Genomic DNA, 24,648 nt, shown 5'->3' with positions numbered 1-24,648 from the left:
TCAAGATGGGTGATTTTTTGCCGCAGATTCAGGGAAGCCACAGATTGTTTTATGTCTGGTAATCTGCGGTTTTCCTGAATCTGCGGCCAATCCTCCGTTTCACAAAATGTGATGACGCGCAGTATAGATCTGCTGCCGAATTCAAAAAACTCTGCCCTTCTGCCCCTCCTGACTAACTTGGGGGTAAAAGATGGAAATCTGTTTTCTGATTTTTTACCCACCATCTATACCGCACATCGTCACGATGGGTGAAAATGCATGAGTCCCGCAGATTCAGAGAACCCACAGATTGCATGAGTCTGAAAACAAATCTGCGGGTTTTCTGAATCTGTGGGAAATCACAAAACCCGATGACGCGAGGTATATGCGGCTGCGGAGAACAGTTCTGCGGCAGCCGGATGTGGTGGCGACGCGGACGCAAAAAGTCAAGGAGGCGGGGACGGAGTCCCTCTCACCTTGGTGTTGCGGCTTTTTGCGCTAGTGCCGTGGTGGCATTTGGATCGCGGAGGGAGTCGCCGACGAGGGGGCTGGAGGGGGCTGGCAGGCATGAGGGGCGTGGGGGCCGGGCTGGGAGGTGTCAGGTGCGGCGGCATCGTGCCTGATCACGCCAGAGCGGGGCTGGCAGATGATTCGATGGCCCATCGAATCGACAAAAACGCCCTCTTCCGTGAAGAAGAGGGCGTTGAGTGAGGGCGGTTCGATGTCGGAAGCGGTTACGCGACGATGGGATGCAGGTTGGTTTTGCACCATTCGCCGTTCTGCTTGGTGACGCCGTCGGGGTCATCGACGGCGACGTGGGCTTCGTCTTCGCAGATGATCCAGCCGGAGTAGTCGCGGGCGACGAGCCATTCGGTGATTTTATGGAAATCGAGCTTGCCGGTGCCCATCTGCGCCCAAGGCTCGGCGCCGTTGCCGGAGAAGTCCTTGTAATGGATGTGGTTCACGAGGTGCTGCCATTTGTTGAGCGTGGCGATGACGTCCATGCCGCCACGGATGATGTGGCCGACGTCGGGCGTCCAGCCGGTGACCTTGGGGTCGAGGCTGCTGAGGACGACATCGTAATCTTCCTGCGTGCGGACGAGGGAGGCGGGCGGGCTGTTCGGATGGTAGGAGGCTTTGATGCCGAGGTCGGCGGCGCGTTTGGAGACGGCGTTGACGTTTTTGGCGATGTTGAGGCGGCGGCTCTGGAGGTTGTCCTTGCGACCGCTGGGCAGGGTGACGGTGCCGAGCATGGAGCCGGGGAAGTGCTTGAGGAAGTTGAGCGTGAAGTCAGCGGCTTCCTTTTCGTTGGGCGCTTCAGTTTCGCCATCCCAGGCGCAGACGAGGGCAAGGCCGGCGAGCTGCATGTTGTACTGCTGCAGGGTGTCCTTCATCTTGATGGGGTCGATGAGGGGCCCGAGCCAGTATTTGGAGCAGCCGAGGGCGCTGGTGGAGATTTCGAGGACCATGGGCTCGATGCCGGTGAAGCCTGCCTCGGAGGCGACCTTGATCATGTGGTCGAGTTTGTTGTCGTAGCCTTTGCCGGTGCCCTGCATGAACCAGGTATAGACTTCGGAGCCGAATTGGATTTTTCCCATGGTGTGTTTGTTGGTGGAGAGGTTGCGTTGGAATGAACAGCGGGCGCGATGGCCAGCAGGCGCGCATTTGAGACGAACGCATGTGGGCTGTCCAGCACCAAGTCACTCAAGGCGGCTCTGGCGCAGGGCGATTTGATAAGTCTCCAACGGGATCAATGGCCGCAGTTGGCGCCTTCGTCAGGATCGGTGTCTTCGATTTTGGCGGTGGCTTTGAGTTCTTCGAGGAAGGCGTTGAATTTTTTGTCGCGGTATTCTTCGAGGAGGCGTGTTTTCACGTCCTCTTTCACTTCGTCGAAGGGACGTGGTTTGGCGGGTTTGCGGCCGGTGACGGTGCAGAGGTGGAAGCCGAGCTGGGTGTTGAAGACGGGGCTGATTTCGCCCTCGTTCATGGAGAAGGCGATGGTTTCAAACTCTTCCATGAACTCGCCGCGCTTGAACCAGCCGAGGTCGATCTGCTGCTGCTCGCCGGAGCGATGGGTTTCGGCAAGCGTGGCGAAGTCAGCTCCGGCGAGGAGCTGGGCGCGGAGATCGCGCAGGGTTTGATACACTTCGGCGCGGCTGGTGGCGCCCTGGAGGCTTTTGGTAATGTGGGAGGCTTTGATTTCTTCCTCGGTCAGGTAGTGCTTGAGGTTGGCGTCGTAGCAGGCCTTGAGTTCCGCCTCGGTGGGCACGGGTTCGGGGGCGTAGATGGCCTGAAGGGTTTTGTCGAGGCGGACACCACCAGCGACGTTGTCACGAATGAGCGCCTCGTCTTTGACGGCCATGCCGATGTTCATGTAGAACGGCTCTTCGCCACCGGCATCGTCGATGAGCTTGGTCAAACGGATGGTGACATCGGCGGGATCGACCGCTGGAAAGCGGCGGCGGCTTTCCTGGCCGAGTAGGGCACGGGAGACGAGATTGTCCTTGGCCATGCCGCGAAATTCGGGGTCACGTTCGCAGCAGGCGACCTGGAGGGTGCGTTCGAAGTGTCCTTTGATCTGGCGGAACTCCGCCTCAATGATTTCGTCGTCGATGTGTTCGCCGTTGATGATAAGAGCCATGGGGACCGATCATGGAGCGCGGAGCGGGGGGGCGCAAGGTTTGACAATGAGAGCATGGTGGCCTAGTTGCGCGCCGTCAGCCCCACCCCGGGTTTTTGGCATGAAAACTGCGGGTTGCTGCGGCGTTGCCACTATGATGATGAGATTGATCCATTTTTTGATGACCGCAGCGGCCGCATGGTCGCTGAGCAGTTGTGCGAGCCAAAGCGTGGTGCGCGCGATTCCCGTGGCCCCGGGCACCAGTTACTTGCAGCAGGGCGATAACGGCAATCCCTCTGCCGTGCCGGTGATGCTGCCGGAGCAAACGATGCTGGTGGCGAACTCCGGGCCGGCGATCCGTGCGGCCTCTTACCTGCTGCTGGATGCGCGCACCGGACAGCATCTGGCAGGGCGTAATTTTGAGTCGGTGCGCGGAGTGGCGAGCACGCAGAAGCTGGTGACGGCCCTGGTGGTGCTGGATGCGGGTAATCTGGACAAGATGGTGCGGGTACAAGCCTCCGATGTGGCGGTGGAGCCGACGCGGCTGGGGTTGAGGCCGGGCGAGGTTTATTCGCGGCGTGCGCTGCTGTATGCGTTCCTCGTCAAGAGCGCGAACGATGTGGCGAATGTACTGGCGCGTGACAATGCGGGCAGCATCGGTGCCTTTGCGGCGAAGATGAATGCGAAGGTACGCTCGCTGGGCTGCACGAGTTCCAATTTCAAAAACCCGCACGGACTGACGGTTTCCGGGCAGTATTCCACCGCGCGTGACATGGCCCGCGTGGCGATGACGGCGTATCGCAACGGCGTGATTCGCGATGTGGTGCGGCGGAAGTACTACACCTTCCAACGGGCGGATGGCCGGGCGGTCACGCTGGAGAATACGAACGAACTGCTGGGCGTGATGCCGGAGTGCAACGGCATGAAAACCGGCTACACGGTGGCGAGCGGGCGCTGTTTGATTTCGAGCGCTGCCAGCGGCAGCCGTGAGGTGATCCTGGTGCAGCTCGGCACCAAGACGAAGTACATCTGGGAAGACGCCCGCATCATGATGAGCTGGGGCTTGCAGCGGCTGCGGTCACGCGGCGGCGTGGCCATGGCATGGATGGGAAATTGAACAACCACAGGGTTGCGACGAATCGTTCTTAAAGGCAGAGTGCTCCACCCCCAATCGTCCAGTCAAGAATGCCGGCCACCACTCTCGTTTGCCCCCACTGCGAAAAAACCGTCGAAATCCAGGTTTCGTCCGTCACACGCTCGCGCCCATGCCCGGAATGCGGAGAGATGGTGATGCTGCAGATGGCGGAGAAAAGCACGAAGACGAAACGGCGTGCGCTGTTGATGAATCAAGCCGAGCCACCGACGACCACGAGCCTGACGCGGCTGGAACCCTCGCAAGGGCCGCAGCCACTGCTTGGTGATGCTTTTGACCGCATGCGCCTGGACCCGGAGGTGCAGCAGTTCCGCCGCCGACTGGTGCTTGGCGCAGGCGTGGTCGGTCTCATCGTGATCGTGATCCTCGGCATGAGCCTATATCATGCGGTCCAGGAAAAGGCGCTGCAGAAAGAGTTGTTTGGTCCCGGGCAAACGAAGGCTGGCGCAGCGACATCACCGAGTGGAAGTGGCGGGAGTGCGCCAGCCGTGACACGCATGATTCCGCCAGAGGATGTGCCGTTGCCGGTGAGTTCAGGAAACCTCGTCTTTCGCGCACCGGGGAGTAGCGAACTCAAAACCGCCACGGCGATGCCCGCTCGCGGTGACGCTCCTGAGAATCTCGCCAGACTCGCCGCTGCGGAGGAAGTGCTGGGCAAGTTTCTGCAGGCGGCCAACTGGAAGCAGCGCGCGCTGCTGGTGCGCAACAATCTGCGCGTCGCTCCTTTGATGAGCATCTACTACGCGAAGAACGCCGACGGACCGACGGTGTTTGATTCCATCGTTGAAACGACAGAGCTTTCGCCGCAGTTCAGCGAGCATGTGGTGGTGTTCGAGGGCGGCGGACGGCGTCTCGCCACGGTCGAGCACACGGCTGAAGGACCACGGGTGGACTGGGAGTCCTTCGTGGGAGCGGGTGAGATGGCGTGGTCGGACTTTCTCGAAGCGAAGCCGACGTCACCGACGCTGCTCCGCGTGTTGGTTTCTCCTGCGGGTCATTTTGAAAACCAGTTCGGCGATCCCGGACTCCTCAAATGCTACAGTCTGCGCAACATCTCCGAGCCGGGGGCCAAGGTGGTCTATGGTTACGTGGACAAGGCCAGTGCGCTGGCCAAAGAGCTGGACTACTGGTTGCAGCAAAACAGCGACGCCACAGTGCCGATCACACTGCGCCTGAAATTTCCGCTCGATGCACCGGTGGACTTCCAAGTTTGGATCACCCACGTCGTACAGTCCGGGTGGGTGACAAAATGAAAGCGGCCAGCACGATGATCAAGATTTGCGATATTTTTCGCAAGATTTGCAAGAACCCCAAATGCTCCCCGTAACTCCTCACGATTCCAGCAACAACACCCCTCATCTCATCCTATGAAAATGCATTCCAATTGCCAGGGCAACCACCTTGATCTCCGTTCCGGTGTCAGCCGACGTGACTTCCTCTACGTCGGCATGCTCGGCGGACTCGGTGGTCTCACGCTGCCAGAAATGCTTCGCCTCCAGGCCGCTCAGGTGATCCCTGATGTGGAGACCTTCAAGCCGATCGCTGACTCCGTGATTCACATCTACCTGCCCGGCGGCATGGCCCAGCATGAGTCGTGGGATCCCAAGCCCTTCGCCTCGCCCGATTACCGCGGCCCATTCACGCCGATCAAGACTTCCATTCCTGGCGAATACGTCGGCGAGAAGTTCACGAACATCGCCAAGATCATGAACAAGCTCACCGTCATCCGCTCGATGACCCACGGTGAAGCCGCCCATGAGCGTGGCACGCACAACATGTTCACCGGCTACCGCCCCAGCCCGGCGATCAAGTTCCCCAGCTTCGGTTCCATCATCTCCCACGAGCAGGGCAGCCGCAACAATCTGCCGCCCTACGTCACGGTGCCGAGCGTGTTCGCTCCCGATCAGGGCACCGGCTACATGAGCAGCGCCTACGGCCCGTTCGCACTTGGCAGCGATCCCGCTGACAAGGGCTTCAGCGTGCGCGATCTGCTCACGCCGAAGGATGTGGATGAGAAGCGCTTCGACCGCCGCCGCAATCTGCTCGGCGCTGTGGACGAACACTTCAAGGCGGTGGAAAAGGCCGACTCCATCAGCGCCATGGACAGCTTCTATCAGGCCGCCTATGGCCTCATCAGCAGCCAGAAAGCCCGCGAAGCCTTCGACATCACGAAGGAAAGCGACAAGCTGCGTGACGAATACGGCCGCAACAGCGCCGGTCAGCGCTTCCTGCTTGCCCGTCGTCTGGTCGAAGCCGGTGTGCGCATGGTTTCCGTCAACTACGGCGGCTGGGATCACCACTCCAATATCAAAGACGCTTTCACCGGCCAGGCCCCGAACTTCGATCAGGCCTTTGCTCGCCTCATCACCGATCTCGCGGATCGCGGCATGCTCAAGCGCACGCTCGTCATGGTCAGTTCCGAATTCGGCCGCACACCGAAGATCAACGGCACCAATGGTCGTGACCACTGGCCGCGTGTGTTCTCAGTGGCGATGGCTGGCGGCGGCATGAAGGAAGGCTACATCCACGGTGCTTCCGACGCTCTCGGCGGTGAGCCGGATCGCGATGCTGTCGGCCCAGAAGATCTTGCTAAGACCATGTACCGCCTCCTTGGCATCAATGCCGAGAAGCGCATCATGTCCGACGGCGCACGCCCGATCGACATCGTCAACGGTGGCCGCATCCTCACGGAAGCTCTCGCCTAATTCGACGACACCACGAATCACACGGAAAACCCGGACAGCAATGTCCGGGTTTTTTGTGCGTAGCTTGGCTCTCCAGAGCCGAGTTCATGGTCTTGTTTAACAGCCAGGCTTGCTCAAAGACTCAGATGTCCCAGCGCCAGCAGTCCATAGTAGGTGTACTCGCAGTCCAGCGTATCGTCCGTCCAATTGCCGTGGAAACCACCCGTCGCATCCCAGAGCGAATCGACGAAATCGAGGCACGGCTCCTTGAGGCGTGAAAAATCCGCCTGCACCGCATCCAGCGCGTGCAAAGCCACAGCCGTCGAAAGCAGATCGGGTAGAGGAGCCACGGGAAAGGCCAGGAAGCCACCATTCGGCAGGCATTGCCGCATCAACCAGTCCACGGCTTCCGCTGGCGGTGCCATGTCCAGATGACGATGCAGCGCCACCATCGCCGCCGTGGCCGTGGTGGAGCCGACCGGGACATTCGGCTCGTTCGACCAGGCACCATCCGGCGTGCGCAGTCCGCCCATGCATTCCGCCATGCGCCACGGTTCCGGCGGCAGGCCGCCGAGATCTTGATACGCTCCCCAAGCCAGCAGACAGCCATAAGCACTGCCTTTGGTTCTTCCCGGAGCCTGATGGTAGCCGCCATCGGCACAGCGAAAGGTCTCAATGCGAGTGGCCAAAGCCTCACGCGATGCCATGGGGAGGTCATCCAGGCCCGCATTCGCCCAGCAACGTGCCAGACAGCAGAGATGCACAAAGTCCAGCCGCTCACCGTTGCCAAAAGTGGTCAGCCATGGACGCACATCCGCCTTCTTGGACGGGTCAATCAGCAACGCCTGCAATCCTTCTAACCCAAACACAGTGTAGTAGAGGTCAGGCTTGTCGTTGCGATCAAAAAAACCGCCTTCGGGTTTCCTGCGCGATCGCAAAAACGCCTCCACCAGCCCCGCGGACTCACCCAGGAGTTTCGGCGCCAAACGAGCCACTTGCAGCATCTCAAGACGAAAGGACATGCGCACGCGACTAACCCGAAGCGGTGCCACTCGCCAGAAGAAACTCATTTTCCCGCTTGAGAAATCCCTGCCGTGGTCAAAACTCGCCGTCCCGGTCAACCCGACTCCTTTGCTCACGTGGCGGAATTGGTAGACGCGCTAGATTCAGGTTCTAGTGAGTAACATCGTGGAGGTTCGAGTCCTCTCGTGAGCACCATCCAGCGGCGCCTTGCCGCACGGGTGACCGGTCATACATCAAGTCACATGCAAGACGCAGGATTCGTGAGGCAGGCATTTGCGGGAATCGCATCACGTTATGTGCTCGCGAACCATGTCCTCAGCCTCGGCATCGACTGCCTCTGGCGTCGCACCACTGCCAAACGCATCGCTGCTCTCAAGCCCCAGCGCGTCCTCGATCTCGCCACCGGCAGTGGCGATCTCGCCCAGGCGATTCAATCTGCCTGTCCTGATGCCAAAGTGCTCGGCGCCGATTTCTCCGTTCCCATGATGCGTGAGGCTCAGGCCCGCCACTTTCATACCTTGATCGCCGCCGATGGCCTTGCCTTGCCATTCCAAGACGGCGTCTTCGATGTCCTCACCGTCGCCTTCGGCCTGCGCAACATGGCCTCCTGGCCCGCTGCGTTGCAGGAAATGAGCCGGGTGCTGCGTCCTGGCGGCAGTCTGTTCGTGCTCGATTTCTCCATCCCGCGTTTTCCCGGCATCCGGCAGCTTTACCTCTTCTACTTGAAGCAAATCATGCCCCGCATCGCCGGCTGGATCACCGGCAAACGCGACGCCTACGTCTATCTCTGCGGCTCCATCGAGCGCTTCCCCTCCGGCAAGGCCATGGAGGCTCTAATCTGCGCCAATGGCTTCCAAACGGCCACGACAACGCCTCTGACGTTTGGCATCGCTTCGCTTTACGAGGCAAAAAAAGAACCAGGACTTCAGTCCTGATGTGCGGGCCACCAAATGGTGGCAGAGGGCGGATTTGAACCGCCGACCAAAGGCTTATGAGTCCTCTGCTCTACCGCTGAGCTACACTGCCGGTAATGTCATTTTTGAAATGGCTCCTGAGGTAGGGTTCGAACCTACGACCTAGTGGTTAACAGCCACCCGCTCTACCGCTGAGCTACTCAGGAATCACATTCCCCTCCCGAAGAAAGGGGCGCAATCTGTAAACCCTCCCTTCCATCACGCAAGCATTTTGTCGGCCTGCGCCGGAAGTCATTTACGCCACCGCATTTGCCTTCAGAAGTTCGCCCAGCAAACCGCGCTGACGGTAGAACTCGACCTCCGCCTCGCCGGTGGCCTGCAAATCGGCACGAATGGCCGCCGCATCACGTTCGGAAGCGACGTGTTCGCGGATCAGCGCGGTCTTGCGGGCCTGCAAATCGAGGAACTTGGCATCGACGACCGGCGTCTGCGGCCATTTGCCTTCGGCTTGCCCGGCTTTGAGCACCTGCTTGAAAGGTGTGCCGATCTTCTGCGCCTGCGTCTTCGCTTCGTTGATGCCCGCATACCAGCCGGGATGCACGAGGCGGTAGTAGTCACGCATGGCCTGCTTGTTGTAGTGAATCACCAGCTTGCGGCCTTCGACATCCAGGAAAGTGGTGCCACGGAACGAGTCGGCATCGATGGTATCGACGAAGAGCAGTTCCTCGCGATCAACCGCGAATTCCCACTTCAAATCCCACAGCAGCAGCCCCGCGCTTTCCAGCAACTCGCGCACGGCCCAGCCGCCGAGAATGGCCAGTTTGACGGTGTGCAGGAAGTCATCGCTGCTCAGGCCGGACATCATGAGCGCCTCCTGCTTGCTCACGGCACGGTCTTCCGGCTCGTACTTGCTCGTCAGGTCGTAAATCGGCCGCTCCAGCATCTCCCACACCCCCATCGGCTTCGAGAGACCGAGTTCCTGCTCGTAGCTGCGCTTCGCGGAATCGCTGAGGCTTTGATACTTCTTCAAAATGGACGAGCCGCTCGTCACGCCGAAGCGCACGATGTATTCCAGCGGCACCACATACGTCGCGCTCTGGTGGAACTGGGCGTAATCAAACACATGCGTGCCCAGTAAGTTCCGCTGCGGCGGATGCATCACCGGGAAGCGGCGCACGACGTTGTAGCAGCTCGGATTCATTGGCAGTCCATCGCGCACGATCTCACCCGTCTGCGCATCCACCATACCGACGTGATGCGTGTGCGCGCCGTGCTCCAGCATCTGCTCCATCGGCCCGCTGAGCAATTCTTTGCGCCACGATTCGTCCATCGGCGTCTTTTCGATGGCCGCCTTCACGCGCTGCCACGTTTCTGGCTTGCCGAGGCGCGAATACATCGCGTGGCGGAAGATGGCGCGGTTCAAATCATTGCCCTCGATGTTGAAGATCGATCCCACATCGAAAACCGAGCCTGCAGGTGTCGTTTCGCACACCACAAAGCCCGGATGATCCGGCACCGCGTAGAGATTCTGCACAGAGCCGCGATAAACGGGCTCGCCGAGTTTCGAGAGATCGAGGTGCGTGGGTGCGGAGGCAGGATGGGACATGGGTGGCGGGAAAAACAACGGATTCCGCCCGCGCGCAACCGCGAACCTCCTTCGCCAAGGCTTCGGAGGTCAAGACTTTGAACTTTAAACTTTGAACTTTAAACTTTCGGCCCAAACTCCGCCCTCCATGTCCGAAGCCGCCGCAACACCTCCCGCCTCCCTCGATTTCATCCGTGAAATGATCGCTGCCGACCTCGCAGCCGGTCGCAACGGCTGCCAGGTCGTCACCCGTTTCCCGCCTGAGCCGAATGGCTACCTCCACATCGGCCACGCCAAGAGCATCTGCCTCAATTTCGGCCTCGCGCAGGAGCATGCGCCCAATGCCCGCTGCCACCTGCGCTTTGACGACACCAATCCCACCAAGGAAGAAGTCGAGTACGTCGATAGCATCATGGCTGACGTGAAGTGGCTCGGCTTCGACTGGGGAACGCACCTTTTCTACGCCAGCGATTACTTCGAGCAGCTCTACTCCTTCGCCGAACAGCTCATCACCAAGGGCCTCGCCTATGTCGATGACCAGACGCAGGAGGAGATGCGCCTCAATCGCGGCACGCTCACCACGCCCGGCACGCGCAGCAAGTTTGCTGATCGGAGCGTCGAGGAAAATCTCGATCTCTTCCGCCGCATGCGGAAGGGCGAGTTCAAGGAGGGCGAGAAAGTCCTCCGCGCGAAGATCGACATGGCCTCGCTGAACATGCACCTGCGTGATCCGGCCCTCTACCGCATCCTGCACGCGCATCATCACCGCACCGGCGACGCATGGTGCATCTACCCGATGTATGACTATGCGCACCCGCTCAGCGACGCGTTGGAGTCCATCACGCACAGCCTCTGCACGCTCGAGTTCGAGATTCATCGCCCGCTCTACGAGTGGCTCGTCAACAATGTCGATGGCCTGCCCGGCCAGCCCTATCAGCGCGAGTTCGCCCGCCTGAACCTCACCTACACCGTGATGAGCAAGCGCAAGCTGCTCCGCCTCGTCAAAGAAGACCTCGTCAACGGCTGGGATGATCCGCGCATGCCCACCATCAGTGGTCTGCGCCGCCGTGGCATCACCGCCGCCGCCATTCGCAGCTTCTGCAAAACCATCGGCCTCACCAAGTTCAACTCGCTCACCGAGATCGCCCTGCTGGAGCACGCCATCCGTGAAGACCTCAACAAAATCTCCCGCCGCGCCTACGGCGTGCTGCGTCCCATCAAAGTCGTCCTCACCAACTACCCCGAGGACCAAGTCGAGCACTTCGAAGCCGCCAACCATCCCGAAGACCCCGCCGCTGGCACACGCCAGGTGCCACTATGCCGCGAGCTTTACATCGAGTCCGACGACTTCATGGAGTTCCCCTCCGATGGCTTCCACCGCCTCAAGCCCGGCGGAGAAGTGCGCCTCAAGTTCGCCTTCTGCATCATCTGCCAGGAGGTCATCAAAGACGACGCCGGAAACATCGTCGAACTCCGCTGCACCTACGACGACACCACCCGCCACGGCAAAAAGCCCGAAGGCCGCACCAAGCCCAAAGGCATCATCCACTGGGTCAGCGCCCGCCACGCCATCGACGCCCCCGTGCGCTTGTATGACCGCCTCTTCACCGTCGAAACTCCAGACGCTGATGCTGGCGAAGCCGGCGACTTCACCCAGTTCCTCAACGCCGCATCCCTTGAAGTCATCGAGAATGCCAAACTCGAACCCAGCCTCAAGGACGCCGCCCCCGGCACCCACTGGCAGTTCGAACGCGTCGCCTACTTCTACGCCGATCCGATTGATTCCAAGGCCGGCGCTCCAGTGTTTAACCGCACCGTGACGCTGAAGGATGGCTGGGTGAAGAAGTAGTCCTGTTGCGGTGTCATGAGTTAATAACACAATGAACGCCACACTCGCCATCACTGAGATTCTCGGTCGCAGTGAGCAGGGCATGACACGTCCGTTCATCTGCCGTGCGGGTGCGTTGATCCATTATGTCAAAGGACGCTATGCGGGGCAGAGATCTCTTTGCTGCGAGTGGATCGCGGGACGTGCCGCGCAATTCCTGCTGGATGGGCTGCCGTTGGCGATCCCGCCGTTAGAGAGAAAATGGCGACCAAAATGATGCAGGCCACGGAGCTGCTGCCGCAATGGTTTGCCGAGCTGCCCGACGAATGGCGGTATCTGGACGGGGATGATACTCTGCCCGTGCAACTGGACGAAGAACGCGTATCATCGGCATTGCGTCTGCCCTTCACGGAGTCGGATGCCTTTTGGTCCCTGCCATGAATCCTGCACCACATGTCTGCAACTACGCGGTCCTCCGGTATCTGCCCTACCCGGAGACGGGTGAGTTTGTGAACGTGGGAGTCGTGGTGCATTGCCCGGAGCTGGGCTGGTTCGGCCACGCCAGCTACGAGAATGACATGCAGCGAGTGCTGCGGTTTTTCCCGGCTGTCGATCGCGCCACCTATCAGGCAGGCCGAAAAGCCATCATTGAGGAGTTGGAGCGTGTCCGCGCCCTCATTCACGGCACCACTGATCGGCGGCAGGCTCGCGGAATCTTCGACGAACTGGTCAGGACTCGCGAATCTGTTTTCCGCTTCGGTGAAATGCGTTCCGCCATGGCGGATGATCCTGAAGCTTTTGTCCAGCAGTTGTGTGAGCAGTATGTGAAGCCCCGCCGTGTTTCTGCGGCTTCTATGGCTGCTTGAGTGCGCAGCTCATCAAAATTTGTGCAAACTTAACGCCCCACACTTCCTCATGAAATTCATTCGCGATCTTCTGGTGCTCGCCTCCGGCATCCTCTCGGCCTTGTACCTGCTGAACATCAGCTTTGGCGTCGCGGAGTTCATTCCCGACAACATCCCGATCTTTGGCAATCTGGATGAAGCGGCGGCCACAGCCCTGCTCATCAACTGCCTAGCCTACTTCGGCATCGATCTCGGCCACTTCCTCCGCCGCAAAGGCGAGGCGGCCAAGCCTGAGCCGAAGACGCATGACATTGATGTCAGCAAGTGAGTTGTGCGGCTACGATTCTCCCAACATCACCTCCGCCGGTCCTGGAGCCCGCGCGCGCATCTCCTCACCGCATCCATGGATCAACGTCCACTTCAAGCCGGTGCAGTAGCGGGACTCCCACACGTTGCGCAGCACGAGCGTATCCGCTGCGCCATGACGCAAATACGGGAGGTGGCGTTTGTGGCTGAGGGCGAGGCGGAGGGGCGAGAGATCGTCGGTGAAGCTGACGAGGTGCAGCGGGCGCACAGGGCCTTTTTGCGTCTCTTCTTCATACGCGAGGATGAGGGAGAGCGCGGGCGCGGCGGCACCGAGGTCGAGATCCCAGATGATGAGCGGCGTGGCGTCTTCTGCGGTGCCCCCGGCGGGAAGGCGGAGGCGTTGGGCGAGCTGAAGTTGCTCAGGCCACTTGGAATCGGTCTGCGTGGGGATGATCTGGCCGTTGCGGTGATGAATCGCGATGGGATCGAGCTGGAATTCGTAGTCGCCGAGGGCTAGCGGCTTGGCGGTGCCTGCTTTCGGTCCCTTCACCGGATGATCGACATCTTCGACCTGCAAAATCTCGCGCTTCTCGCGGTAGAGCGGCAGGAAGCGGTCTTCCAGGATGCTCTGGCGGATTTCGCGCATGAGCTGGTGGTAGAAGTGAATGTTGTGCTGGCCCATGAGCTGCCAGCCGAGTGGTTCCTGCGTCTTGGTGAGGTGATGCAGATACGCGCGTGAGTATTTGGCGCACACCGGGCAGGTGCAGGCGGGATCGAGCCGCTCCTCGCTGAATTTATAAACCGAGCGCCGCAGCTCGACGATGCCACGTGAGGTGAAGCAGGAGCCGCGCTTAGCCACCTGCGTGGGAATGATGCAGTCAAACATGTCCACGCCGCGATGCACGGCCTCCAGCACATCCAGCGGCGTGCCCACGCCCATGAGGTAGCGGGGGCGATCCTGCGGCAGCAGCGCGGCCGTCAGCTCGCACACATCCTCGCGCTCGTTCTTTTCCTCGCCCACGGCCAGTCCGCCGATGCCGAAGCCGTCGAAATCGATCTGCATCAGCCCCTCCGCGCTCTCGCGCCGCAGATGCGGATACAGCGCTCCCTGCACGATGCCAAACATCGACTGCGGCGAGTCCTCACGCGCGGCGAGACTGCGCACGGCCCAGCGTTGCGTGACTTGCAGCGCGGAGCGTGCGGCTTTTTCATCGGCTGTGGACGGGATGCATTGATCCAGCACCATCATGATGTCACTGCCGATGGCCCGTTGTGTTTGAATGCTCAGTTCAGGACTCAGCAGGATGCGCTGGCCATCGACATAGCTTTGAAACACCGCGCCTTCCTCCGTCATCGACCGCGAATGCGGCAGCGAGAAGATCTGATAGCCGCCCGAATCCGTGAGCACCGATCCCGGCCAGTCCATGAAGCGATGAATGCCGCCCAGCTTCCGAAACACCTCCGGTCCCGGCCGCAGCAGCAGATGATACGTGTTCGCCAGCAGGATTTGCGAACCGGAGGCATGCAACGACTCCGGCGTCTGCGCCTTCACCGTCGCCTGCGTGCCCACCGGCATGAACAGCGGCGTCTGCACCACGCCATGCAGCGTGCAAAACGTCGCCGCACGGGCTTTGGAGCCGGTGGCTTGTGCTTCGAGCTGGAACTGGAGACGGGAAGGAGACATGGAGCGCCTCTCCCTATCGCCAATTCACGCGGCGTCGAGAAGCAATACATCTTCAATCCTTCACCCGCAGAAATCGTCCCGTCACGCTGCTCTTATTCGAGGCAATCTCCCTTGGCGTGCCGGTGGCGAGAATGTGGCCGCCTTCGGTGCCGCCGCCGGGGCCGAGGTCGATGATCCAGTCGGCGCAGCGGATGACATCGAGGTGGTGTTCGATGACGATGAGGGTGTTCCCGGCATCGCGCAGGCGCAGCAGGACGCCGAGCAAGGTCTGGATGTCGGCGCTGTGCAGACCGGTGGTGGGTTCGTCGAGGACGTAGAGCGTGCGGCCGGTGCTGCGTTTGGCGAGTTCGGCGCTGAGTTTGATGCGCTGGGCTTCGCCGCCGGAGAGCGAGGCCCCGCTTTGGCCGAGTTTGATGTAGCCGAGGCCGGTGTCCTCCAGTGTGCTCAATTTCGGGGCGATGGCGTTGTTGCGGTCAAAGAAGCGTGCGGCTTCGCTGACGGTCATTTCGAGCACATCGGCGATGTTTTTGCCTTTGAAGGTGACTTCGAGCGTCTCCGCACCGTAGCGGCGGCCTTTGCAGGATTCGCAGGTGACATAGACATCGGCGAGGAAATGCATGTCGATCTTGATGGAGCCGTCACCCTCGCATTTTTCACAGCGACCTCCGGGCGTGTTGAAGCTGAAGCGTCCGGCATCGTAACCGCGCATGCGGGCGAGGGGAAGTTGCGCGAACAGCTCGCGGATCGGCCCGAACGCGCCGGTGTAAGTCGCCGGATTCGAGCGCGGACTGCGGCCGATGGGTGATTGGTCAATGACGACAACTTTGTCGAGATGTTCGAGGCCGGTGATGCGCTCGTGCTTGCCGGGAATGTCCTTCGCGTCGTAAAAATGGCGGCGCAGCGCCCGCATGAGGATGTCGTCCACCAAGGTCGATTTGCCGCTGCCCGACGGCCCGGTGACGCAGGTGAAGCTGCCGAGCGGGAAAGCGGCGGTGACGTTTCGCAGGTTGTGCTCGCTGGCACCGTGAATCGTTAATGAGTTCTGGGTTCTTGGTCCTTGGTTCTCGGTCAAGAGGGTTTGCGGCAATGCGGTGGCCTGGATGCGGGTTTTGCCGCTCAAATAAGCGCCGGTGATCGAGTTCGGATTCGCGGCGATTTCAGCAGGCGTGCCTTGAGCGACGAGTTTGCCGCCGTGCGGGCCGGCGGCGGGACCGAGTTCGATGATGTGATCGGCGGCACGCATCGTGGCCTCATCGTGTTCGACGACGAGCACAGTGTTGCCGAGATCGCGCAGGCGCAGCAGCGTTTGGATCAACCGCTCGTTGTCGGAGGGATGCAGGCCGATGCTCGGCTCGTCCAACACGTAAAGCACACCCGCGAGTCCCGCTCCGATTTGCGAGGCCAGCCGAATGCGCTGCATCTCACCGCCGGACAGCGTGCCGCTTTCGCGATTCAAGGCGAGGTAGCCCAGCCCGACCTGCTCCAGGAACTCGATGCGCTTCACGATCTCACGCTGCAACTCGCCCACATACGCTTTCTGCTGCTCGGTGACTTCCAGGTCACGCACCCAAGCGAGGGCGTCGCGGATTTGTAGTGCGGTGAGTTCGTGGATGTTGAGATCGAAACCGGGTTTAAAGTTTAAAGTTTCAAGTTTCAGGTTGGGATCACGAGCGTCATCCAACTTGAAACCTGAAACCTGAAACTTGGAACTCAGCCGAACGGCGAGCGACTGCGGGTTGAGCCGTTTGCCTCCGCACGTCGCACACGCATGGGGATTCATGAGCCGCGTGAGGGCGGAGCGGAGGGCGTCGCTTTCAGCGCTTTGATAGAGGCGGGCGATTTCGGGCAGCAGACCTTCAAACGGCTTCGCCACACTGCGGGTATTGTCGGTCTTTTTCCAACCGGTGCTGATCAATACATCACCCGTGCCGTGAAACAGGGCGTCTTTGAACGCTTGCGGCAGAGTTTGGAAGGGAACGTTCATCGCGGCACCGAAGTGCTTCGCCAGTGCTTCCACGCTTTGATTGAAAATGACGCGCACTTTCGGATGCCGCGCCCACCAGGCCTTGATCGCGCCATCGGCGAGCGATTTGGACTCGTCGGGCACCAGCAGTGTCGCGTCTGGTGTCGGCGTCATGCCGGTGCCTTCGCAGGTGGGGCAGGCTCCGAGGTGTGTGTTGAAGGAGAAATGCTGCGGTGTGAGGCGCTCGATGACGTAACCGGTGCGTGGATTCGCGAACTCGGTGGTGTAGCTGAGGATTTCATCGCTGCCGTCGAGGTTCACGAGGAACTGCACCTCGCGCTCGTTCCAGTGCAGCGAGCTCTCGATGGCCTCCATGAGCCGCTGGCGTGAATCCGCACGCACCACGAGGCGGTCGATGACGATCTGCACCTGCTGCTGCTCGTTGGCGGCCAGTTTGAGCGTGTCTTCCAGTTCCACGATCTCGCCATTCAAGCGCACGCGCACGAAGCCCTGGCGTTTGAGTTTTTCAAACAGCGTGCGCGTGTTCTCGCCAGTCGCCGGAGGTTGCGGGGAGAGTACCATGACGCGTGTGCCTTCACCGAGCGCCAAAACCTTGTCCGCAATCTCCGGCGGCGTGCTGCGCAGGAGTTTTTCGCCCGTTTGGGGGTCGTGCGGCTGTCCGGCCACGGCGTAGAGCACGCGGAGGTAGTCGTAGATCTCTGTCACCGTGGCGATGGTGCTGCGTGGGTTCGGATTCGAGTGAACCTGCTCGATGGCGACCGCCGGGGACAACCCCTCGATGAAATCCACGTCCGGCTTCTGCATCTGATCGAGAAACTGTCGTGCGTAGGCCGACAGGCTCTGCACATAGCGCCGCTGGCCTTCCGCGAAGAGCGTGTCGAAGGCCAGGGACGACTTCCCACTGCCGCTCACGCCGGTGAGCACCACGAGCTTATGCCGTGGGATGTCCACGTCGATGTTCTGGAGGTTGTGCTGCCGTGCGCCACGCACGCGGATCACGTTATCTGGCATGTGGCACACAAGCCGCGTGGGGCAGGGGAGATCAAGCCCAAGAAAAGGCTGGCGGCTGCGTTTGAAGAATGCTGCATGTGGACAGTTGAAATCCACCGTCTCGCCCCTACACTCCCCCACCATGAAACCGCTCATCGTCATCATCCTTGCCCTCGCCGTCGGCTACGTCTCCTACGAGTATGTGTATCCGACCTTCGCCGATGTCATGAAGTTCACCAAGCATGTGCCGAAGGTGGCGCCGAAGAAGGAAATCGCTGTCGCTCCGGTGCCGAAGCCGGTCGTCAAAGAGGCCCCGAAGGTCGTGATGGAAGCGCCGAAGCCCGAGCCGAAGCCCGAGATGGCACCCGAGCCGAAGCCCGAGATGCCGAAGATCCCCGAGCCGCCACCAGTTGACCCGGACGCTTTCGTGGCACCTGTTTTCCCACCCGTCGATGAACTCACTCAAAACTGGGCGGTGATTCCGAAAGGCTTCTTCACCACACCCAAGCAGGTGACGATGAAGAAAGATCTCGAACTCAAGATGCAGATGGGCAAGGCCACTGCTGCCACCAACTTCAAGGCCGGGGCCAAAATCTTCGTCATGGGCCAGGAAGGGGCGAACCTTATCGTTGGAGCCTCCGCCGGTTCGCCCATGCGTGGTCAGGTCGCCATGGAAGACACTGATATTAAAGAAGTTTTCGCCGCCGCCTATGAGCAGGTGAAGATTGTGCAGACTGAGAACGCCCGTAAAGCGCATGCATACCGGCTTGCCGCTGCCGAACGCGCTCAAAATGCTCCGGCTTCAGCTGCCGGTGGCGGCGGCGGCAGCAGCAACGACAAGCCCGCCAAGGCCGAGGACGGCACCTACCCGCTGCTCGTCGCCAGCATGAAGGCCGGCGAAGTCACCGAGGTCAAACCCGACAACATCAAGTCCTGGGGCGATCCGGCGCAGGAAAAAATCGACGGCGCCGATTACTGGACCGTGAACGTGAAATACGAAACGCAGACCATGTTCGGCAAGTTCGAGACTGAGGCCCAGGCCCGCATCAAGAACGGCAGGGTCGAGAAGTGGGTGTACACCGGCTCCGGCGAAGTGGTGCCGTAAACCCTGTGTTAAGGAGCGGGATCATCCTGATCCCGCCAGGACGATGCGGGCAGCAATGCCCGCATTTTTTTTGTCGATGTAGCACGCATCTTCCTTCCTTGACGCCTCCGCCCTGCTTGGCACGTAAACCTTCCGAATGAAAGTCATCCGTCACACCGATCCCGGCTACACCAGCGCCGCCGCCGCACTCAACCGCCGTGCCGAGGCCAGCGATGCCGTGCGTGAAGTCGTCGCAGGTGTCATCAAGGCCGTGCGTGAACGTGGCGATGCCGCCGTACTCGAACTCACCGAGAAATTTGACGGGGCCAAGCTCACTGCCGCTCAGATGCGCATCCCACAGGCCGAACTCGATGCCGCGTGGAGTGCCGCAGATGACACGCTGCGTTCCGCGCTCGAAGCCTCGCATCGCAATGTGATGGCCTTCGCTCAACGCAGCATGCGCCAGGCCTGGAGCTACAAAAACGAGCAGGGAGCCGATGTCGGCGAAGTGTTTCATCCGTTTGAACGTGTCGGCTGCTACGTGCCGGGCGGCACCGCGCCGCTCGTTTCGACCTCCATCATGACCGTGACGTTCGCCGCCGCCGCCGGTGTGCCTGAGATCGTCGTCTGCACACCTTGCGGTCGCGATGGTACCGTCAATCCCGGCTTGCTCGCGGCGCTCAAACTCGCCGGAGCCACCGAAGTCTATAAAATCGGCGGTTCACAGGCCATCGCAGCACTCGCCTTCGGCACGGAGACAATTCGTCCTGTCACCAAAATCTTCGGCCCCGGCAACAGCTACGTCGTCGAAGCCAAGCGCCAGGCTTTTGGCGTCGTTTCCATCGACCTGCTGCCCGGACCCAGCGAGGTACTTATTCTCGCCGACCAGTCCGGCAATCCTGCCTTCATCGCCGCCGACATCCTCGCGCAGGCCGAACACGGCAAGGATAGCATGGCCGGATTCATCACCGATGACGCCTCGTTGCTCGACGCCGTCGTTGCTGAAGTCGAAACGCAGGCCAAAACCCTCAGCCGCCAGGCCCAGCTCACTCCCGTGCTCGAACAAGGCGTGTTCTGCATGCTCGTGCCGAGTTTGGAGCAAGGCGCACGTCTCGTGAACGATTTCGCGCCTGAGCATCTCACGCTCATCACCACGCGAGAAGACGCCATCCTGCCGATCATCCGCACTGCTGGCGCGATCTTCCTCGGCAACCACTCGCCCGTCGCCGTCGGCGATTTCCTTGCCGGTCCCAGCCACACGCTGCCTACTGGCGGCTCCGGCAAATCCTTCCCCGGCATCACGGCTGACATGTTCCAGCGCCGCACCAGCATCATTCGCCTGGATCGCGAAAGCTGCGCCAAATCCGAGCCTATCGTCCGCGCTTTCAGCCAGGTCGAAGGACTCGACGCGCACGGCCGTTCTGTTGCCATCCGCTGCTCATGAAACACCTCGTCTCCATCGCCCTCGCTGGTCTGCTGCTTTCCTCCTGCGGCAAAAAAGAAGAACCCAAGCCCGTGGCGGCCAAACCAGCGCCCGAAAAGAAAACGCAGTCGCCCGTGCCTCAAGGCAAACTGCCGCAGATGGACCCGGAGAAGGCGAAATTCATCGCCGTGCCGAATACGCCTAAAGATCCGGAGTCGAAAAAAGACGAGAAGCCTGCGGTGGAAGTGAAGAAGTGATGTTCGAGACCTTCCCTCAAGCCCAACGGGCTTGCGTATTGAAGCCCAGGGTTCGCAGAACCCTGGGCTAACCGTTGAACGTCATTTTTTTCTCAAGGGCGAACCCCAACGGGGTTCCGTCCTTTGGAGCGCTCTGAGCATCGGCGATGGACGGAACTCCGTTGGAGTTCGTCCTTGGGAGAAAGGTCTGATCCGTCAGTATCCCAGGGTTGTTCCAACCCTGGGCTGCAATACGGTTATCCAGACTTTCCCGTGGGATTCTATGTGGCATCCGAGGACACCTGGGGATCAGATGCGCCGCTCCGTGCAAGGGAGAATCCGGCATAACTCGCTGCGCTCGGCCTGCGGCACTTATTCCGGTTCTCCCCTGCACTACGCTCTGCATCTGAAAGGCGGTCCCTATGGGTTTTGCGAGACGCAAACCCTTGTAAACACAGGGCTTGCGCCCATGAGCTCGTCAAGCCAGTCGTGAGTTTGATCCCACAGGAAAGTCTGAAGAGCCTGCAATACGGAAGGCCCTTGGCCTTCAACTTCAGCATCCACTCTCACGCTGGCACCCGAATCTCCAGCCACTGACTCGCCACCTTCGCAGGCTTTACCATTCGCGATGCCGCATCCATGCTCGCAGGCAGCAGCGCGAAGTCGCCCGCCTTCAAAGTCATGCCGCCCACGCTGATCTCACCACTCACCACGGCCAGCGTGACACATTCACCGGCCTCACCCACGGCCCCGACTTTATCACACAGCCGCACATCGAAGTAATCACACTTCACCAGCGTGCCATCAGCTTCGATCAGTTGCACCTGCGGCTCGAAATCCGCGAAATCGATGCTTTGCAGCGACTCCTGCACGTGCAGCGCACGCGGTTTGCCATCCAAGCCCACGCGATTCCAGTCGAACACGCGATACGTCGTGTCGCTGTTCTGCTGAATCTCATAGATCAGCAGTCCGGCACCGATGGCATGCACCCGGCCGCTTGGGATGAACAAGCAGTCGCCGGTGTGCGCTTCGATCACATGCACAACATCCGCCACCGTGCCGTGTTGTAGCGCCTGCTCGAAAGCTGTCCGCGTCACGCCCGGCTTCAATCCTGCATAAATCTTCGCGCCAGGATCGGCATGCGCGATGAACCACATCTCCGTCTTCGGCTCGCCCTGCAACGCCGCTGCCATGCTCGCGGGCGGATGCACCTGGATCGACAGATCATCGCAGGCATCGAGAATCTTCATCAGCAGCGGGAACGTGGCGCTCGTGGAATGCATCAACGCTTTGCCAAACACGGCCTCGCGATGATTTCTCCACAACTCATGCAATGACACACCTTCTGCCGTCACGCTGGGGGCCTCGGCACGATCTGACACGGTCCAGGCCTCGCCAAACGGCGTCGTCGCATCCGGCAGGGTGGCTCCCAGCAGGGTTTCCATGCGACGGCCACCCCAGACACGACTTTGGTAGATGGGGGTGAAACGAATGAGCTGGTTGAAGTTCATGCGAACAATCAAACACAGCCTTCATTGACGCTCCATCACGAACTTGCCAAATTGCACCCGTGAACATCGCCGACGCCAGCTTCATTCAATCGCTTCAAGCCATCCTCAGCCCAGAGCGTGTGCTCACGTCTGCCGAGGATGTGATTCCCTATGGCTTCGATGGCACGGCGGTCTTGAAGCAGCGCCCCGGTGCCGTGGTGTTTCCGCTCACCGCCGAAGAAGTGTCCCATTGCGTCAGGCTGGCCCGCAAACGCAGCATTCCCGTCGTTACGCGTGGTTCTGGCACTGGTTTGAGTGGCGGCAGCGTGCCGCTGGCCGGTTGTCTCGTGATCTGCCTCGTGAAGATGGACAAGCTCATCGAAGTCGATGAGAAAAACCTCACCCTGCGTGCGCAAAGCGGTGTCATCACCAAAGAGATCGACGATGCCGCAGCAAAGGTCGGTCTGTTTTATCCGCCCGATCCCGGCTCGATGAAAATCTCCACCATCGGCGGCAACGTGGCCGAAAACTCCGGCGGCCTGCGCGGCCTCAAGTATGGCGTCACGCGTGATTATGTCATGGGCCTCGAAGTCGTGCTGCCGGACGGCACGCTGACCTTCCTCGGCAACAAATGCGTCAAAGACGTGGCCGGTTACTCGATGAAGGACTTGTTCATCGGCAGCGAAGGCACGCTCGGCATCATCACCGAAGTCATCCTGAAAGTGCTGCCGCGTCCGAAGGCGCGCAAAACGATGCTCGCGCTCTACGATTCGATGGATGCCGCCGCTAAAACGATCTCTGCCATCATCGCCGCCAAGATCATCCCCTGCACGCTGGAGTTCCTCGATCGCGTCACGGTGCAATGCGTCGAAGACTACGCCAAGATCGGCCTGCCGACCGATGTGGAAGCCCTCGTGCTCATGGAGACCGACGGTCATCCCGTTGTCGTCGAAGAGGAAGCCGCGCAGATGATGGCGCTCGCCAGAGCCAACGGTGCCCGCGATGTCCGTGCCGCCGTCGATGAAGCCGAAGGTGCCAAACTCGCTGCCGCGCGCCGCAATGCCTTCTCTGCGCTCGCTCGAGTGCGTCCAACCACGATTCTTGAAGACGTGACCGTGCCACGCAGCGAACTCGCTACGATGGTCGCTTTCATCGACAGCGTTGCGAAGAAGCACCGCCTCCAGATCGGCACCTTCGGTCATCTGGGCGATGGCAACCTGCATCCGACCTTCCTCACCAACGAGCGCGATCACGAAGAGATGCACCGCGTCGAGGTCGCGCTTGAGGAGATCGTTGAAGAGACGATCCGCCTCGGCGGCACCGTCACCGGCGAGCACGGTGTCGGCCTCGCCAAAAAAGCCTTCCTCAAACGTCAGCTCGGCGAAGGCAGCTACGAACTCATGCGCAGCATTAAACAAGCCCTCGACCCGCAAGGGCTGCTGAATCCAGGGAAGATTTTCGATTTGAGGAACTGATCATGCCCCAAGCCTCGCTCCTCCAATCTCTCGATTACTCCGTGCTCCAGCAGTGCATGCACTGCGGCATGTGTCTGCCGACGTGTCCGACGTATGTGGAGACGAAAATGGAGAAGAACAGTCCGCGTGGCCGCATCGCACTCCTGCGTGCCGTGGCGGATGGCGATCTCGAAGTCTCGAAGGCGCTTTCGGATGAAATGTATTACTGCCTTGGCTGTCTTGCGTGCCAGACCGCCTGTCCGGCGGGTGTGAACTACGCGGAGTTGTTTGAAACCGCTCGTGCCGAGGTGGAGCAGGCGAATGTGAATGATGGCATGCAGCGCGGTTTCTGGCGCTGGATCACGCTGAACGTCATCTTCATGCATCCGTGGCTGCTGCGGCTGATCGGACGTGTGCTGCGGGTGTATCAAAGCACCGGACTCGACAAGCTGATGCGCAAGCTGCATTTCTTCGGCCTCATGCCGCGTTCGCTGGCCGCGCTGGAGCCGCAGACGCCGCAGATCTCGGCGCATTTCTCTGATGAAGTCATTTGGCCTGAGGAATCACCGAAGACGGCGCAGGGGAGCCGCGTGGGGTTGCTCACCGGCTGCATTCAGGACCTTGCCTTCTCAAACGTCAATCGTGACACGGCCGATGTGCTGCTCGCGAACGGCTGTGAGGTGATCACGCCCCGCTCACAGAGCTGCTGCGGCTCGCTGCATGCGCACAATGGCGAACTCGAACTCGCCCGTGAGCTGGCTCGGAGACAGATCGACAGCTTTGATCTCGATGCGCTTGATGCCATCATCACGAATGCCGGCGGCTGCGGCTCGCATTTGAAGACCTACGGTCATCTGCTGCACGATGATCCGCTCTACGCCGCCAAAGCCAAGGTTTGGGACACGAAGGTGAAGGACATCCACGAATGGCTCGTGCAAATCCGCTTCCGCAAGCCGACCGCCGGTGCGGGCGTGAGCGAAGTCACGTATCACGAGAGCTGCCACCTCTGCCACGGCCAAAAAGTCGTCTCCCAGCCGCGTCAGGTGCTCGCCAGCATCCCTGGGCTTGTGTTGAAGGAACTGCCTGAGTCGAACTGGTGCTGCGGCAGCGCCGGCATCTACAACATCACCCAGCCCGAGCAGAGCCAGAAGCTGCTCGACCGCAAAATCGCCAACTTGAAGCTCACGCAAGCTCCCATCGTCGCCACCAGCAATCCCGGCTGCCATCTGCAGCTCGCCAACGGTCTCCGCTCCTGTGGTGATCATCCCTGCCACGAAGTCACGCAGCCGGTCACACTGCTGGCACGCGCCTATCGGGCGGAAACATCTTCGTGAGCATCATGGCCTTCACTTTTTCGCCGCAGAGT

Annotated in this window: 21 protein-coding genes and 3 tRNA genes; 15 read left to right on the top strand and 9 right to left on the bottom strand. The window is 60.5% G+C overall.

All coding sequences use genetic code 11. The features are described 5' to 3' along the window. Positions 1 to 713: 713 nt before the first annotated feature. Positions 714 to 1,577, bottom strand: a complete 864-nt coding sequence (locus ACKVY0_RS28725; protein ID WP_409218320.1) for a sugar phosphate isomerase/epimerase family protein — start codon at positions 1,575 to 1,577, stop codon at positions 714 to 716. A gap of 152 nt (positions 1,578 to 1,729) precedes the next feature. Continuing rightward, the gene (locus ACKVY0_RS28720) at positions 1,730 to 2,620 is read right to left on the bottom strand and encodes a peptidylprolyl isomerase (protein WP_409218319.1); all 891 of its coding nucleotides are present in this window, start codon (positions 2,618 to 2,620) and stop codon (positions 1,730 to 1,732) included. 160 nt (positions 2,621 to 2,780) lie between these two features. On the opposite strand from ACKVY0_RS28720, the gene ACKVY0_RS28715 reads away from it, so the two are divergent. The 3 genes from ACKVY0_RS28715 (at position 2,781) to ACKVY0_RS28705 (ending at position 6,457) form a co-directional block, all read left to right on the top strand. Further along, complete coding sequence (locus ACKVY0_RS28715; protein WP_409218318.1) at positions 2,781 to 3,716, top strand: D-alanyl-D-alanine carboxypeptidase family protein; 936 nt, start codon at positions 2,781 to 2,783, stop codon at positions 3,714 to 3,716. Positions 3,717 to 3,784: 68 nt separating this feature from the next. Next, on the top strand, positions 3,785 to 5,005 hold the full coding sequence (locus ACKVY0_RS28710; RefSeq protein ID WP_409218317.1) for a hypothetical protein: 1,221 nt from the start codon (positions 3,785 to 3,787) through the stop codon (positions 5,003 to 5,005). Between the two features lie 114 nt (positions 5,006 to 5,119). Further along, on the top strand, positions 5,120 to 6,457 hold the full coding sequence (locus ACKVY0_RS28705) for a DUF1501 domain-containing protein (RefSeq protein WP_409218316.1): 1,338 nt from the start codon (positions 5,120 to 5,122) through the stop codon (positions 6,455 to 6,457). A 113-nt stretch (positions 6,458 to 6,570) separates the two neighbouring features. Here the strand turns inward: ACKVY0_RS28705 and ACKVY0_RS28700 are convergent, their stop codons facing one another. Then, complete coding sequence (locus ACKVY0_RS28700) at positions 6,571 to 7,458, bottom strand: prenyltransferase/squalene oxidase repeat-containing protein (RefSeq protein WP_409218315.1); 888 nt, start codon at positions 7,456 to 7,458, stop codon at positions 6,571 to 6,573. A gap of 111 nt (positions 7,459 to 7,569) precedes the next feature. Between ACKVY0_RS28700 and ACKVY0_RS28695 the strand changes: the two genes are divergently transcribed. After that, positions 7,570 to 7,654: transfer RNA gene (locus ACKVY0_RS28695), tRNA-Leu, on the top strand. A 47-nt stretch (positions 7,655 to 7,701) separates the two neighbouring features. Next, positions 7,702 to 8,394 carry a ubiquinone/menaquinone biosynthesis methyltransferase gene (locus ACKVY0_RS28690; RefSeq protein WP_409218314.1) on the top strand — a complete coding sequence of 231 codons (693 nt, stop codon included), beginning with the start codon at positions 7,702 to 7,704 and terminating at the stop codon, positions 8,392 to 8,394. 16 nt (positions 8,395 to 8,410) lie between these two features. Here ACKVY0_RS28690 and ACKVY0_RS28685 read toward each other — a convergent pair. The 3 genes from ACKVY0_RS28685 to ACKVY0_RS28675 form a co-directional block, all read right to left on the bottom strand. Further along, positions 8,411 to 8,485 (bottom strand) — tRNA-Met (locus ACKVY0_RS28685). Positions 8,486 to 8,504: 19 nt separating this feature from the next. Then, positions 8,505 to 8,579: transfer RNA gene (locus ACKVY0_RS28680), tRNA-Asn, on the bottom strand. Positions 8,580 to 8,668: 89 nt separating this feature from the next. Next, on the bottom strand, positions 8,669 to 9,979 hold the full coding sequence (locus tag ACKVY0_RS28675; protein ID WP_409218313.1) for a phosphoribosylaminoimidazolesuccinocarboxamide synthase: 1,311 nt from the start codon (positions 9,977 to 9,979) through the stop codon (positions 8,669 to 8,671). 127 nt (positions 9,980 to 10,106) lie between these two features. Between ACKVY0_RS28675 and ACKVY0_RS28670 the strand changes: the two genes are divergently transcribed. The 5 genes from ACKVY0_RS28670 to ACKVY0_RS28650 are packed head-to-tail and all read left to right on the top strand — an operon-like array spanning position 10,107 to position 12,959. Then, positions 10,107 to 11,807 (top strand): glutamine--tRNA ligase/YqeY domain fusion protein, encoded by a 1,701-nt coding sequence (locus ACKVY0_RS28670; RefSeq protein WP_409218312.1) that lies wholly within the window; start codon positions 10,107 to 10,109, stop codon positions 11,805 to 11,807. Between the two features lie 31 nt (positions 11,808 to 11,838). Continuing rightward, a complete protein-coding gene (locus ACKVY0_RS28665; RefSeq protein ID WP_409218311.1) occupies positions 11,839 to 12,063 on the top strand; it encodes a HipA family kinase in 225 nt (74 codons plus the stop codon). Continuing rightward, the gene (locus tag ACKVY0_RS28660) at positions 12,048 to 12,227 is read left to right on the top strand and encodes a HipA family kinase (protein WP_409218310.1); all 180 of its coding nucleotides are present in this window, start codon (positions 12,048 to 12,050) and stop codon (positions 12,225 to 12,227) included. The genes ACKVY0_RS28665 and ACKVY0_RS28660 overlap by 16 nt, the downstream gene beginning before the upstream one ends. Next, positions 12,224 to 12,652, top strand: a complete 429-nt coding sequence (locus ACKVY0_RS28655) for a DUF3037 domain-containing protein (protein ID WP_409218309.1) — start codon at positions 12,224 to 12,226, stop codon at positions 12,650 to 12,652. Before ACKVY0_RS28660 ends, ACKVY0_RS28655 begins: the two co-directional genes overlap by 4 nt. A gap of 49 nt (positions 12,653 to 12,701) precedes the next feature. Continuing rightward, positions 12,702 to 12,959 carry a DUF1232 domain-containing protein gene (locus ACKVY0_RS28650; RefSeq protein ID WP_409218308.1) on the top strand — a complete coding sequence of 86 codons (258 nt, stop codon included), beginning with the start codon at positions 12,702 to 12,704 and terminating at the stop codon, positions 12,957 to 12,959. A 9-nt stretch (positions 12,960 to 12,968) separates the two neighbouring features. On the opposite strand, the gene tgt is transcribed toward ACKVY0_RS28650, so the two are convergent. Next, positions 12,969 to 14,621: a tRNA guanosine(34) transglycosylase Tgt gene (tgt, locus tag ACKVY0_RS28645; protein ID WP_409218307.1), complete on the bottom strand. Its 1,653-nt coding sequence runs from the start codon at positions 14,619 to 14,621 to the stop codon at positions 12,969 to 12,971. Positions 14,622 to 14,673: 52 nt separating this feature from the next. Beyond that, entirely contained in the window at positions 14,674 to 17,616 is a 2,943-nt protein-coding gene (gene uvrA / locus ACKVY0_RS28640; protein WP_409218306.1) for an excinuclease ABC subunit UvrA, read from the bottom strand. Positions 17,617 to 17,737: 121 nt separating this feature from the next. On the opposite strand from uvrA, the gene ACKVY0_RS28635 reads away from it, so the two are divergent. The 3 genes from ACKVY0_RS28635 (at position 17,738) to ACKVY0_RS28625 (ending at position 20,359) form a co-directional block, all read left to right on the top strand. Beyond that, positions 17,738 to 18,700, top strand: a complete 963-nt coding sequence (locus ACKVY0_RS28635; protein WP_409218305.1) for a hypothetical protein — start codon at positions 17,738 to 17,740, stop codon at positions 18,698 to 18,700. 136 nt (positions 18,701 to 18,836) lie between these two features. Continuing rightward, complete coding sequence (gene hisD, locus ACKVY0_RS28630) at positions 18,837 to 20,123, top strand: histidinol dehydrogenase (RefSeq protein ID WP_409218304.1); 1,287 nt, start codon at positions 18,837 to 18,839, stop codon at positions 20,121 to 20,123. Then, entirely contained in the window at positions 20,120 to 20,359 is a 240-nt protein-coding gene (locus tag ACKVY0_RS28625; RefSeq protein ID WP_409218303.1) for a hypothetical protein, read from the top strand. The genes hisD and ACKVY0_RS28625 overlap by 4 nt, the downstream gene beginning before the upstream one ends. A gap of 545 nt (positions 20,360 to 20,904) precedes the next feature. Here the strand turns inward: ACKVY0_RS28625 and ACKVY0_RS28620 are convergent. Beyond that, on the bottom strand, positions 20,905 to 21,849 hold the full coding sequence (locus ACKVY0_RS28620; protein ID WP_409218302.1) for a type I phosphomannose isomerase catalytic subunit: 945 nt from the start codon (positions 21,847 to 21,849) through the stop codon (positions 20,905 to 20,907). A gap of 59 nt (positions 21,850 to 21,908) precedes the next feature. On the opposite strand from ACKVY0_RS28620, the gene ACKVY0_RS28615 reads away from it, so the two are divergent. Next, the gene (locus ACKVY0_RS28615) at positions 21,909 to 23,303 is read left to right on the top strand and encodes an FAD-binding oxidoreductase (RefSeq protein WP_409218301.1); all 1,395 of its coding nucleotides are present in this window, start codon (positions 21,909 to 21,911) and stop codon (positions 23,301 to 23,303) included. Positions 23,304 to 23,305: 2 nt separating this feature from the next. Next, positions 23,306 to 24,616, top strand: a complete 1,311-nt coding sequence (locus ACKVY0_RS28610; RefSeq protein WP_409218300.1) for a (Fe-S)-binding protein — start codon at positions 23,306 to 23,308, stop codon at positions 24,614 to 24,616. Positions 24,617 to 24,648: the final 32 nt, after the last annotated feature.

Origin of the sequence: Prosthecobacter sp. (assembly GCF_046154365.1) — a bacterium.
Lineage (GTDB): Bacteria > Verrucomicrobiota > Verrucomicrobiia > Verrucomicrobiales > Verrucomicrobiaceae > Prosthecobacter.
The sequence above is the reverse complement of the archived record's forward strand: the minus strand, read 5'-3'. Positions and strand labels throughout refer to the sequence as shown.

What these genes read in the sequence shown, in the direction of transcription:
- ACKVY0_RS28725 (WP_409218320.1), bottom strand. Translation starts at nt 1,577, where the DNA reads ATGGGAAAAATCCAATTCGGCTCCGAAGTCTATACCTGGTTCATGCAG.
- ACKVY0_RS28720 (WP_409218319.1), bottom strand. Translation starts at nt 2,620, where the DNA reads ATGGCTCTTATCATCAACGGCGAACACATCGACGACGAAATCATTGAG.
- ACKVY0_RS28715 (WP_409218318.1), top strand. Translation starts at nt 2,781, where the DNA reads ATGACCGCAGCGGCCGCATGGTCGCTGAGCAGTTGTGCGAGCCAAAGC.
- ACKVY0_RS28710 (WP_409218317.1), top strand. Translation starts at nt 3,785, where the DNA reads ATGCCGGCCACCACTCTCGTTTGCCCCCACTGCGAAAAAACCGTCGAA.
- ACKVY0_RS28705 (WP_409218316.1), top strand. Translation starts at nt 5,120, where the DNA reads ATGAAAATGCATTCCAATTGCCAGGGCAACCACCTTGATCTCCGTTCC.
- ACKVY0_RS28700 (WP_409218315.1), bottom strand. Translation starts at nt 7,458, where the DNA reads ATGTCCTTTCGTCTTGAGATGCTGCAAGTGGCTCGTTTGGCGCCGAAA.
- ACKVY0_RS28690 (WP_409218314.1), top strand. Translation starts at nt 7,702, where the DNA reads ATGCAAGACGCAGGATTCGTGAGGCAGGCATTTGCGGGAATCGCATCA.
- ACKVY0_RS28675 (WP_409218313.1), bottom strand. Translation starts at nt 9,979, where the DNA reads ATGTCCCATCCTGCCTCCGCACCCACGCACCTCGATCTCTCGAAACTC.
- ACKVY0_RS28670 (WP_409218312.1), top strand. Translation starts at nt 10,107, where the DNA reads ATGTCCGAAGCCGCCGCAACACCTCCCGCCTCCCTCGATTTCATCCGT.
- ACKVY0_RS28665 (WP_409218311.1), top strand. Translation starts at nt 11,839, where the DNA reads ATGAACGCCACACTCGCCATCACTGAGATTCTCGGTCGCAGTGAGCAG.
- ACKVY0_RS28660 (WP_409218310.1), top strand. Translation starts at nt 12,048, where the DNA reads ATGGCGACCAAAATGATGCAGGCCACGGAGCTGCTGCCGCAATGGTTT.
- ACKVY0_RS28655 (WP_409218309.1), top strand. Translation starts at nt 12,224, where the DNA reads ATGAATCCTGCACCACATGTCTGCAACTACGCGGTCCTCCGGTATCTG.
- ACKVY0_RS28650 (WP_409218308.1), top strand. Translation starts at nt 12,702, where the DNA reads ATGAAATTCATTCGCGATCTTCTGGTGCTCGCCTCCGGCATCCTCTCG.
- tgt (WP_409218307.1), bottom strand. Translation starts at nt 14,621, where the DNA reads ATGTCTCCTTCCCGTCTCCAGTTCCAGCTCGAAGCACAAGCCACCGGC.
- uvrA (WP_409218306.1), bottom strand. Translation starts at nt 17,616, where the DNA reads ATGCCAGATAACGTGATCCGCGTGCGTGGCGCACGGCAGCACAACCTC.
- ACKVY0_RS28635 (WP_409218305.1), top strand. Translation starts at nt 17,738, where the DNA reads ATGAAACCGCTCATCGTCATCATCCTTGCCCTCGCCGTCGGCTACGTC.
- hisD (WP_409218304.1), top strand. Translation starts at nt 18,837, where the DNA reads ATGAAAGTCATCCGTCACACCGATCCCGGCTACACCAGCGCCGCCGCC.
- ACKVY0_RS28625 (WP_409218303.1), top strand. Translation starts at nt 20,120, where the DNA reads ATGAAACACCTCGTCTCCATCGCCCTCGCTGGTCTGCTGCTTTCCTCC.
- ACKVY0_RS28620 (WP_409218302.1), bottom strand. Translation starts at nt 21,849, where the DNA reads ATGAACTTCAACCAGCTCATTCGTTTCACCCCCATCTACCAAAGTCGT.
- ACKVY0_RS28610 (WP_409218300.1), top strand. Translation starts at nt 23,306, where the DNA reads ATGCCCCAAGCCTCGCTCCTCCAATCTCTCGATTACTCCGTGCTCCAG.